Consider the following 10,587-nt stretch of genomic DNA (forward strand, 5'->3'; position numbering starts at 1 on the left):
AGGACCGAGCCATCACGACGCCCGCGGTCCCACCCTTTCGGTTTGCTGCGCACCACTGCTTCGCGCTGCGATCCGGCTTCTTTTACCTACGCGCTCGCGAGGAGCTCGCGACGTCCATCGCCCGCTCGGATCGCGGCCGTACACGGATGAAGCGCCGGACCTTCCTCGAGGGCTTCGGCTACAGCGCGAGCCCCCGCGTGCGCCAGACATCGCTCTCGTCGGCAGTCGAGAACATCCAGAGATGGGGCTACGCCCACAAGCTCAGCGGCAGCACCGTCAACGACTACATCACCATCTGGAAGAGCGATGCGCCCGTCAGCAGCGAGCAGCCCCAGCGCGGGTGGTGGCCCAAATGGTCCGTTTCGGGCCAACGATTCCGCATGTTTGCAGAGCCGTTTGGGCCACCATCGTGCCGCACGGTGTGCCTGATGGTCGATGCGTCCGACGAGATGTTCACGCTGCTCGCCGGCGTCCTGGCGGCGCTCATACGGCGGCGGGCGTTAACGTTCCGGTTCGACGACATGGGGCGGTGGGTCGCGCAGGCCCCCGAGGTGCTCACGCTGTCGCGCGTGCGCTCCGTGACCGGACAGGGCGACCGCCGCGAGAGTGACGACTTCCCCGGCGTCGGTGCGGTAGTGTACAGCTATACGGTAGGATGCCTTCCGCTTGGTGCCAGTAGTGTACAGCTATACGGTAGGATGCCTTCCGCTTGGTGCGACGTCGCGGTAATCGCAGGCGTTTCACGAGTGGAAGGCCTGTCTGATCGCATAAGGCCCGTTCTGTCGATAAACTCGTACAGTCGGACTGCACGAGCCAGGAACGGCTCCGAGAATCTTGACTTTGCGGAACGCGTTTGCTTGTCCTATCCGCCAAAGCGCTTGACGACGCTGAGCGGCTGGGCGAGGACAGAGTCACCATGAGGCGTTGGCTACTGGCTTTGGGCGTGTGCGTTTCCACCGCGGCGTGTGGTAACGGATCGAATGGGGACGCTGCCGCGAGCGGGGGCGCGGGTGGCACGGACAGCGGTGGGACGGGCGGCGGGGGCACGGCCTCCGGTGGTGCGACGGGCTCTGGGGGAACGGCCGAAAGCGGCGGCGCATCCAGCGGCGGCGCATCCAGTGGTGGGGCTGGCGGCTCGGGGTCGGGCGGCTCGAGTGGGGCCACGGGTGGCGCGGCTTCGGGCGGGCAAACGGGCAGCGGCGGCCAAGGAAATGCCGGAAGCGGCGGCACGACCGGTAGCGGCGGCTCGGTCAGTGGCTGCGTCGGCGACCCGTTCCCCACGGCCGATCCTACCAAGACGGGCCCCTTCTCGGTCACCGCAGACAAGAACGTCGGCCCCCTCGCCGGCGTCGTTCCCGATCCGATCTATGGGGACGAGCAACAGCGCTTCAACGTGTACCGCCCGAGCAATATCGCAACCAGCGGCCACTGCCATCCGATCCTGATCTGGGCCAATGGCTACCGGGACAATCCGGAGCAGAAGCCGCCGAAATGCGTCGTCAACTCCGGCAGCAATCAGTGGTGCGGACAATACGGACCGATCGTCAACCATCTCGCGTCCCACGGTTTCGTCGTGGTGGCTTCTCTCAGCACCGCGACCGCCGAAGGCGATCCTCTTCCCACGACCGCGGGCCTCGATTGGATCTTGGAACAAGCCGAGGATGCGAGCAGCCCGTACTATCACGCCCTCGACACCACGAAGATCGGCCAGCTTGGCCATTCCTATGGGGGCATGTCGACTTGCAAGACGGCCTCCGATCCCCGTTTCTCGGCGCTCGGCACGATTTGCGGCACCACTGCCCTCAAGGGAGTGCACACCCCCATGTTGTTCTTCTGCGGGGGGAAGGACTCCACGGTGAAATGCAGCGGGGTCCACGATGTCTTCAAGACGGTCACCGATCAGCCCGCGTTTTTCCTCAACGAGCTCAACGCGGATCACGGTAGCTGGGTCTATCAGGGCGCAAATGGCGTGTCCCTGTCGTCGGCCGCGGCCTGGTTCCGCGTTCATCTGATGGATGACACAGCGAAGAGAAACTTCTTCTACGGCGACAACTGCAAGTTCTGCACCGATGGCCGCGTGCAAGCAGAGCAGAACGCCCTGATGAAGGTCCCCTGAGCGACGGGGCCGATCTGGCTAGGCTTCACTGACTGTTGAGAGTCAAACTGGTTGATGCTCTCTCGCTCGGCCTGGCTGATGGCCATCGCGACAGTGAGCGGGCCTCGGTCACAGGCGTGATGGTCGGCCCATCGCGTCCTGAGCGCGCAAGCGCATCGGACCGCGCCCTGCGAAGCCACAAGAGCCTACGAAGGCGGACGATGACGCCGCTCCGAAACGCAAGCGTGGCGGCTATCGAGCGGTCGACAAACCGCGCCGAGATCTTGCGCCGCACATTTGCGATCGATGTCCTCGAGTGCCCAGCTTGCAAGGGGCGGATGAAGCTCGTCGCCATGGTGACCGAGCCAAGGAACATCGCCCGCTTCCTCTCCGCGCTCGGCGAGCCGACCGACGTCCCAGCTCGCTCTCCCAGCGCCGACGCGGCGGCCGCCGTACTGGAAGAGCACCGTTCTGCGCCGCAAGGCGCCCGGTGACGCCGCATAGCGTCTCGCGACGCGCCTCCCGGGCCAGACCAACGCCCGGACGGACACATGGGCCCACGGCACGCCGTGGCCATCCTCCCGTCGGGTCATCTGGATTCGAACGAGGACAACATGCGAACAGCTCAAAGCAGCGTCCATCGACGCACGGGTTCGGGGGTCGTCGCCGCGCGAGCGGCGCTGGCAGGGGTCCTGACGCTCTCTGCATGCAACGACGGCGGCACGGCCGGCGGGGACGCGGGCTCGCCGGCCTCGGGCGGCCGCCGATGCGAGCGCCAGCGCGGCAGACGCGTGGGCCGGGCAGCGCCGCGGCTCACGCGTTCGGCTCCTCCTGTCCGCTCCGTGGGCCCGCGGATCACGGCCGGAAGACCCGACAGCGATCACCGCACGAACTCAGCGAGTTGTGCCAGAGCGTGACAGCCATGCCACACGCAAGAGCTGGAGTGCCCGGGCTTTTTTTCGGCGGCCCTCATCTTGCAATGCCGTTGCGCAGAGGAAGGTGAATTATGAAACTCTCAGCAAGGCTCTTGGCCGGTGTGGTCCTGTCAGCGCAGATGTTCTCCTGTACCGTGGATGGGGACGGTGGCGAATGCGTCAGCCCCACGCAGAACCTCGACACGGCGTATGAGCCAGGCTCGGTCGGCTGCGCCTGCACCGACGCCGACGAGGACGTGTGCGTCGATGACAGCAGCGGGCGCGGCGTCGCCCTCGTCTGCGACGCCGGACGCTGGAGGGCGGTCGTGGATGGCCCGTGCGCGCCTCCCCCGCCCGTGTGCTTCAGCCCCACCCAGAACGTCGATAAAGCGTATACGCCGGGCGCCGTCGGCTGCGCCTGCGCCGACACGGACCAGGACGTGTGCGTTGAAGACAGCACCGGGCGCGACGTCGCCCTCGTCTGCGACGCCGGGCGCTGGAAGGCCGTCGAGGATGGCCCGTGCGCGCCTGTCCCTCCCGTGTGCTTCAGCCCCACGCAGAACCTCGACACGGCGTACGAGCCAGGCTCGGTCGGCTGCGCCTGCACCGACGCGGACGAGGACGTGTGCGTCGATGACAGCACCGGGCGCGGGGTCGCCCTCGTCTGCAACGACGGGCGCTGGGACGCCGTCGAGGATGGCCCGTGCGCGCCTGTCCCTCCCGTGTGCTTCAGCCCCACGCAGAACCTCGACACGGCGTACGAGCCAGGCTCGGTCGGCTGTGCCTGCGCCGACACGGACGAGGACGTCTGTGTCAAGGATAGTCACGGAAGAGCTGTCGCCCTCGTCTGCGAGGGCGGAGCCTGGCTCGCCGTCCTGGATGGCCCGTGCGGCGGCGGCTGAGGGACTGCTCGATACCAGCTTCCTGCCGACCAGCACGTCGGCGCCTCGTAAGCGCCCGGCCATCGCCATGGGCACGGCCCCTTGCGGCTCTCGCCAGGGTCGACGATGCTGGGCGCGGGGCGGCGTCGGCCCACGACTCGGCGCGGGCACAGGCGGTCCTGAAAGAAGGCCCAGCTAGGCGGCATCCGCCTGCGTTCGCCGGCCGAAGCTCGCGTTGTTCAGGTCACGTCGGCGTTGCCGGCGCTCGGAGCAGCACGCGACGATCTCGCCCAGGCGTCGGGCAGCAACTCGTCCAGCCGGTCGCGCGGCCAGCCCGCCGGCCGGCGTGCTCCTCGGCAGCGGCAAGCTCGCGACCGAGCTGGATCGGCTGGATCTCATCGACGAGTACAAGTTCCTCGTCCACCCCAAGCTCGCCGGCCACGGCCCGACCCTGTACCAGAGCGGGCTGCCCGCCGCGCGGCGGCTCGAGCTGGTCTCGGCCAAGCCGTTCCGCTGCGGCGCGGTGGCCGATGCGCGCAATCGTGCCCGATGGATGCTGCGCCAGGTCTGGAAAAATCCTTCGTGGCGGAATCTCGACTTCGTCGAGACCTGTGCGCGCGTCGAGCAAGAAGTCTGAGGAGGGGCAGCGCGGCCGGTTTTGGCCCACGTTGGCACGCGGGTGTTTGTCGCCGCCAGGGGCTAACCCTTGCAAAATCAGCCACTTAGATGCTCATTGTGACACATGGCACGAAACATGTTTATGTACGTCCCCGTGAAAAGTCATCCTGTTGTTTGGCTCAGCTTCTTGGGAATTGCGCTTCTTGGCTGCAGCGGCGGTGAGGGCGGTGGCGGCGGGGAGGGGGGCCAAGGCGGCGATGGCGGGGCCTCATCCCAGTGCGACGCATTGCGTGACGAGGCGTCGCCGGGGAACGTGGTCTTCAAACTCACGAACAAGCGCGCCACGCCGATTTATTACGACGACAACGGCGAATGTTCGAGGGCGTTCAGGGTCAGCGAGGGCGATGCGATGCCGCAATCACCCGGCCTGACCGGGTGGCCCACCTGCGGGTGGTACATGGACAACGACGACCAGGGCCCGCTCGATTGCCTCTCGAGCGAGCTGAAAACCCTCGGGCCGAACGAGAGCGTCGAGCTCACCTGGGATGGCCGGGTCCTCGAGCACCATGATCTGCCCGCCGAGTGTCAAGACAGCCGCGAATTCCCTCCAGCCTGCGACAAGCTCGTCGCGCTCGATGCTGGCACCTTGACCGCGCATGTAACTTTCTGGGGTGACCAGGATTGCACCAACGGCATGTGTGTGGGGATCGATCATGCGATCAAGCAGCAGACGTTCCCGTTCCCCGCAGCAGGGGCGGTCGATATCGCCGTGGAGTGAGCGTCGGCGTGTTGACGCGATCGGTTTCTTATCGTTTTCGGCGCTCGCTCGTCATCGACCGATGTTTCTGGCGGGATTCCTGACCGACGCAGCTAGCGAGGCTTCGTGTCCTTGTCCTCCGGGTCGACCGCGATGCGGAACCCCGGGTCTTCCGGCGTGGGCCCGGCGGGCCGCGTCTCGGGCCCCTCGGCCTCGCCTCGGCCCTCGGAGCGCTCCTCCCGCGGGGGCGCCTGCGCCGGGCCCTTGCTCAGCTCGGCGCCGATCCGGCCGACCACGTTCGTCGCGGCCCGGACGAGCTCGCGCCCGGCGTCGTCGATCGCCTTGCCGACGTTCGTGCTGTCGAGGTCCTTGCGCAGGTCCACGGCCGTCTTGCGCGCCGCGCGCCAGAGCAGGCTCAGCCCCTGCTTGAGATCCTCCCTGGGGTCGTCTCGATCGGGGTCCGAGCTCATCGCGCCTCCTTGGCTCCGGTTTCGCCGAGGAGGCTTATGTTCCCGCCGCGCCTGCGCCGCAAGCGGCGCGCAGACCTCAGGCGGCCGTCTTCGGCTTGCTCGTGGGATCGACGTCCGGCGGGCGCCTCGGCTTGCTCCGAGGCTCGGCCTCGCCGGGCGCCTTCCCCGGCGCCTGCGCGGCGGCCGTGGCGCGCCTCCCGGCGGACGGCGCGCCGTCCTGTCCCGGGGCCGCCGGGGCGCCGCCTGCGCCGCCCGTCACGGCCGGCCTGCGCTGCGGCGGGGGCGCCCCTGCCGCGGGCCTCGCCGCCGCAGCCCTGGCCGCCGCGGCCGTCGCCGGGGACCGCGCCGTCGCGGGCCCCGCGTGCCTCGCCGCGGCGGCCGCCTCTGCCGCGTGCCTCGCCGTGGCGGCCGCCTCCGCCGCCTGCTTCGCCGCGGCGGCCGCCTCCGCCGCGTGCTTCGCCGGAGCGGCTGCCTCCGCCGCGGGCGGATGCGCGCTGTTCGAGCGCACCGCCGGCGACCACGCCGTGGAGCGGTTCCGGCCCGACCGCTTCGACACGTAGAGCGACTCGTCCGCGGCCTTGAAGAGCTCTTCCCACGTGCTGCCCGCCTCGGGGTAGGTGGCGATCCCGATCGAGCAGGTCACCTGGCACTGCACAGGCCCGTTGCTCCCGGCCGCGTGGAACGTCGTCCGGCCGAGCTCCTCGCGCACGCGCTCCGCGAGCAGCATCGCGCCGCGCGCGTCCGTCTCCTCGCAGATCACGACGAACTCCTCCCCGCCGAAGCGCGCGACAGCGTCGGTCGTCCGCTTCGCGCGCCGGAGGACGTCGCCGAGCCCCTTGATGATCACGTCGCCCACGTCGTGGCCGTACGTGTCGTTCACCTTCTTGAAGTGGTCGATGTCCGTGACGAGCACCGAGAGCCGCCGCGAGAACCGCCGCGCCGCGGTGATCTTCTGGTCCGCCACCTCGAGCATCGCGCGCTTGTTGAGCAGCCCGGTGAGCCCGTCCATCGTCGCGAGCTCCTCGAGGCGCCGCACCATGCGCGCGTTCGAGAGCGACACGGCCATGTGGCTGGCGAGGACCTCGAGCGTGCTGCGCACCGAGTCGGTGAAGGCCGCGCGCCGCCGCGAGCCGAGCACCAGCGTGCCGAGCGGCCGGTCGTGCACGACGAGCGGGAGCACGATGATCGACGGCATCGACGGCGGCGTGACGCGGCGGGTGAAGACGACCTGGCGCTTCTCGTCGTACTCGCCGCGGTACGGCAGCGGGTGCCGGTTCTGGAGCACCATCGAGACGAGCCCCGCGTTGTGGCGGAAGCGCTGCCCGGTGAGCTCCGCGACGCCGTCGCCGCTGACGGCGCGGATCTCGTGGACCTTCTGCGCCTCGTCGTACAGCGTGACGGCCGCGAAATCGACGGACGTGATCTCGCGGGCGCTCGTGACGCCGGCCTCGATGACGCCGGGCTCGGTCGTGGCGGCGCCGAGCCCCTCGGCGGCGCGGTAGAGCTTGCCCTGCTCGATCTTCGCGCGCTCGAGCTGGACGAAGACGCGCTCGTTCTGGATGGCCCGCACGGCGTAGCGGCACGCCTCGTCGATGAGCTCGAGCTCGCGCGGCGAGAACGGCCGGTCCTCGACGCGATCGACGACGAGCACGCCGCGGAGCTGGCCGTGCTCGAACACCGGCAGCGCGCACACGGCGCGCACCGGGGAGGGGCCGACGTAGTAGGGGAGCTTGTAGCCGGGCTTGAGGCCCCCGAGGACGACCGGCGCGCGCTGCGTGATCGCCGCGCCGAAGACGCCGTCGCCGGAGAGGAACGGGCCCTCGGAGAGGTTCGGGGCGTCGCTCGCGAGCTCGCTGATGCGCAGGTGGGTGCCGGCGTCGTTCTGCCAGAGGAGCACGGCGGTGTAGAGGTCGAGCGACTCGCGCAGCAGGCGCAGGGCGAAGAGCACCGACTGGTGGATCTCCTCGACGCCGGAGCGGGCGAGCCGCTCGTCGTCGCCTTTCTGGCCCGCGCCCGCGCCCGCGCCGCGCGCCTGGGCCGGGGCCGAGAGCAGGCGGTAGCTGCGCGCGTCGTCGCGGAGCCGCTCGATCTCGGCCTGGAGGCGGGTGTGGGAGGCCTTCCTGACGCGGCCGAGCTCCGCGCGGAGGATGGTGGCGTTCAGCAGCGAGAAGACGGCCATGAAGCCGATGTGCGGCGCGGCCGCGCGCGCGACGTCGACGAGGCTCGGCGCGCCGCGCTGGGCCGCGGCCGAGCGGACGGCGATCTCGAGGGCGGCGGCGGCGATCGCGACGAGGAGCGACGCCCCTGGGCGGGCGAACGCGCTCACGAGGGCGATGACCACGTAGAGGGCGGCGTGGGCGTCGCCGTCGAGCGAGCCGTCGAGGCGGAGGACGGCGGCGAACGTGGCGACGAGGAGCAGGGCGCCGACCTCGAGGTCGAGCAGGGCGCTCGCCTCGATGGCGGCGGCGCGCCGCCGCGCCCGCTGGACGAGCGCCACGAGCAGCACGAGCAGCGCGGTCGCGGCCGCGAGCGGCGGGAGCGGCGCGGCCGCGTCGAGGACCACGAGCGCCCCGAGGGCCAGCGCGCAGGCGAGCGGCGCCGCGTTGCGCGCGATACGGCGGGCGGTGAGCACGGCGAGCACGAGGTTGGCCATCGGCTCGGATGCCGGTACCAGAGGTCGATCCCCCGGGCCCAGTTCTCTGCCGGCGGAGGCGGCTGCGCGATGGGGGAAAGGGGCGAGAGAGGGGGTGAGGGTGTGACCTGGAGTCGTGGAGCGAGGAGAGGTTGAGGGGCCTGGCTCAATTGCGCGGAGGCGGGGCAACGATCCTTGTCGCCACGTGCGCGGCTCGACGATCGCCAACGGGCACCGTGAACGACCTTGCGGGCGCAACTGAGCTAACCCAAGGGACGGTGGACGGCTGGTACGAGAGGAGCGCCAGATCGATTGGGGCTGGTTGGCCTTAGGGAGGCACGGCGCAGGAGCGTGACAATTGTGTGGCGGCTAACTGATTTCTGGACGGACACCAGGAGGTCAGCGATAGAGTAACGGATCGTGTCTCAGCGTCAGTTCAGCACCGAGATCAGGGGCGGTGACAGCTTCGGGGCTGTCGCTCAGGCGTCCGCTCATACGACAGGGACGACCGAGGGAGCGCAAGGCGAGCAGCCGAGCTCGGCCGAATGCTCCTTGCGAGACTCATGGCACCAGATGGAGACGCTGAATGGCGTCGACACGGCGAAGGCGCGCCGTGGCTCCGGGGTGGCCCATGGCCTGCGCTTCACGTTGCTCTACCACCCGGACCTGCGCCGGATCGGCGCGCGGGCAACCACGGTGGCTGTCCCTGGGTACGCGGTGCCCCTTTCCCGCCTCGAGCCCGAGTTCGCGCAGCCGCGCAGCCAGGAGTGCGCGCCGCTCTGCGACCCTCATGTGAGCCGGAAACCTCACCTTGTGACGTGGGGCACGGACGAGTCGCTGACCATCACGCCCGCGGGGCGGGGACAGCTGTCTGTCGATGGGCAGCCCATCGACGAGACCCACCGGTTTTCTCCTGAGGCCCTGCGCGCGGGGCTGCTGTTGCAGCTCTCCAGGAGGATCGTGATTCTCGTCCATACGGTGACCGCCGCGCCTCCTGCGCCGAGATACGGGCTCGTCGGCGAGAGCGACGCCCTCGAGGTGGTCCTCCGATCGATCATGCGCGTCGCCGATCTGCAAGTCCCCGTCCTTCTCCGGGGGGAGACCGGCGCTGGCAAGGAGCGCGTCGCGCAGGCCATCCATCAGGCGAGCCCGCGGGCAGGTCGCTCATGGCTCGCTGTGAACATGGCCGCGCTTGCCCCGACCACCGCGGCCGCGGAGCTGTTCGGGCACGCGAAAGGGGCCTTCACGGGCGCTCACCAGCGCCACGCCGGTCTCTTCGAGCGCGCGCACGGTGGGACGCTCTTCCTCGATGAGATCGGCGACATGTCGATGGATGTCCAGGCGATGCTGCTCCGCGCGCTCGAGACCGGCACGATCCTGCCGATCGGCGACACCGAGCAGCGCGCGGTGGATGTCAGGGTCATCGCGGCGACGGACGTCGACCTGGAGCAAGCCGTCGCGCAAGGCAGGTTTCGCGCGCCGCTGCTCCATCGGCTACAGGGCTATACCATCACCATTCCTCCGCTTCGCCAGAGCCGCGAGGACATTCCCCGCCTGCTGCTCCATTTTCTGTGCCAGGAGCTCGCTCGCGTCGGAGAGCTGGGCCGGCTGAAGCCGCCCGCGGACGGCGCGCTGCCGTGGTTTCCTCGATCCCTCATGGTGCGCCTGCTCCAGCACAGCTGGCCCGGCAATGTGCGCGAGCTCCGGAACGTCGCGCGGCAGCTCGTGATCTCCAGCCGCGGCGCCGACGCCATCGTCATCGATGAGAGCCTGGAACGGATGCTGGAGCAGGCGGGTCAGACACCGCGGCCCCCGTCGGATGCACCGCGCCTTGTCGAGAGGCGAGATGCGGACGCCTCCACGGCCCATCCAGCGGACCACCCCATGGACCGGGAGGTCGACGAGGACGCCTTGCTCAGGGCGCTTCGGCAGAGCCACTGGTCGATCGGACCGGCGGCGGCGGCGCTCGGCGTCTCGCGCACCGCCCTCTACCGTCTCATCGAGCGAAGCCCTCACGTCCGCAAGGCGGCGGACATCCCGGAGGACGAGCTGATGCGCTGCCACCACGCGTGCGGCGGAGATCTCGACGCCCTGTCGGCGCGTCTCGAGGTGTCGAAGCGGGGGCTGACGCTGCGCCTGCGGGAGCTCGGTCGCTCCGGGCGGCTGCGCGAAGCGCCGCCGGACTGACCGCGGAGAGCTGGACGGTCCGCTCACCGTCCG

General features: G+C 69.8%; 8 protein-coding genes and 1 pseudogene. 7 read left to right on the plus strand and 2 right to left on the minus strand.

Annotated elements, in window-relative coordinates:
- The first annotated feature begins 146 nt into the window (after positions 1-146).
- The 6 genes and pseudogenes from WME95_RS45930 to WME95_RS45955 all read left to right on the plus strand — a co-directional run bounded on the left by WME95_RS45930 (position 147) and on the right by WME95_RS45955 (position 5,286).
- On the plus strand, positions 147-920 hold the full coding sequence (locus WME95_RS45930) for a hypothetical protein (protein ID WP_437905522.1): 774 nt from the start codon (positions 147-149) through the stop codon (positions 918-920).
- Complete coding sequence (locus tag WME95_RS45935; protein WP_437905523.1) at positions 917-2,116, plus strand: poly(ethylene terephthalate) hydrolase family protein; 1,200 nt, start codon at positions 917-919, stop codon at positions 2,114-2,116. The genes WME95_RS45930 and WME95_RS45935 overlap by 4 nt, the downstream gene beginning before the upstream one ends.
- A gap of 317 nt (positions 2,117-2,433) precedes the next feature.
- On the plus strand, positions 2,434-2,589 hold the full coding sequence (locus WME95_RS45940; protein WP_436626287.1) for a hypothetical protein: 156 nt from the start codon (positions 2,434-2,436) through the stop codon (positions 2,587-2,589).
- A 512-nt stretch (positions 2,590-3,101) separates the two neighbouring features.
- A complete protein-coding gene (locus WME95_RS45945; RefSeq protein ID WP_437905524.1) occupies positions 3,102-3,911 on the plus strand; it encodes a hypothetical protein in 810 nt (269 codons plus the stop codon).
- Between the two features lie 316 nt (positions 3,912-4,227).
- Positions 4,228-4,440 (plus strand): annotated as a pseudogene (locus WME95_RS45950) (dihydrofolate reductase family protein); the annotation flags it as partial.
- A gap of 222 nt (positions 4,441-4,662) precedes the next feature.
- The gene (locus WME95_RS45955) at positions 4,663-5,286 is read left to right on the plus strand and encodes a hypothetical protein (RefSeq protein WP_437905525.1); all 624 of its coding nucleotides are present in this window, start codon (positions 4,663-4,665) and stop codon (positions 5,284-5,286) included.
- 92 nt (positions 5,287-5,378) lie between these two features.
- Here WME95_RS45955 and WME95_RS45960 read toward each other — a convergent pair whose 3' ends face one another.
- On the minus strand, positions 5,379-5,735 hold the full coding sequence (locus WME95_RS45960; RefSeq protein ID WP_437905526.1) for a hypothetical protein: 357 nt from the start codon (positions 5,733-5,735) through the stop codon (positions 5,379-5,381).
- Between the two features lie 76 nt (positions 5,736-5,811).
- Entirely contained in the window at positions 5,812-8,388 is a 2,577-nt protein-coding gene (locus tag WME95_RS45965) for a diguanylate cyclase (protein ID WP_437905527.1), read from the minus strand.
- A gap of 552 nt (positions 8,389-8,940) precedes the next feature.
- On the opposite strand from WME95_RS45965, the gene WME95_RS45970 reads away from it, so the two are divergent.
- Positions 8,941-10,554 (plus strand): sigma 54-interacting transcriptional regulator, encoded by a 1,614-nt coding sequence (locus WME95_RS45970; RefSeq protein WP_437905528.1) that lies wholly within the window; start codon positions 8,941-8,943, stop codon positions 10,552-10,554.
- Positions 10,555-10,587 lie beyond the last annotated feature (33 nt).

Origin of the sequence: Sorangium sp. So ce327, assembly GCF_051530205.1 — a bacterium.
GTDB classification, from domain to species: domain Bacteria; phylum Myxococcota_A; class Polyangia; order Polyangiales; family Polyangiaceae; genus Sorangium; species Sorangium cellulosum_B.

Excerpts from the sequence above, each read along its gene's own strand:
- WME95_RS45935 (WP_437905523.1), top strand. The coding sequence starts at position 917 with ATGAGGCGTTGGCTACTGGCTTTGGGCGTGTGCGTTTCCACCGCGGCG.
- WME95_RS45940 (WP_436626287.1), top strand. The coding sequence starts at position 2,434 with ATGAAGCTCGTCGCCATGGTGACCGAGCCAAGGAACATCGCCCGCTTC.
- WME95_RS45960 (WP_437905526.1), bottom strand. The coding sequence starts at position 5,735 with ATGAGCTCGGACCCCGATCGAGACGACCCCAGGGAGGATCTCAAGCAG.
- WME95_RS45965 (WP_437905527.1), bottom strand. The coding sequence starts at position 8,388 with ATGGCCAACCTCGTGCTCGCCGTGCTCACCGCCCGCCGTATCGCGCGC.
- WME95_RS45970 (WP_437905528.1), top strand. The coding sequence starts at position 8,941 with ATGGAGACGCTGAATGGCGTCGACACGGCGAAGGCGCGCCGTGGCTCC.
- WME95_RS45945 (WP_437905524.1), top strand. The coding sequence starts at position 3,102 with ATGAAACTCTCAGCAAGGCTCTTGGCCGGTGTGGTCCTGTCAGCGCAG.
- WME95_RS45930 (WP_437905522.1), top strand. The coding sequence starts at position 147 with ATGAAGCGCCGGACCTTCCTCGAGGGCTTCGGCTACAGCGCGAGCCCC.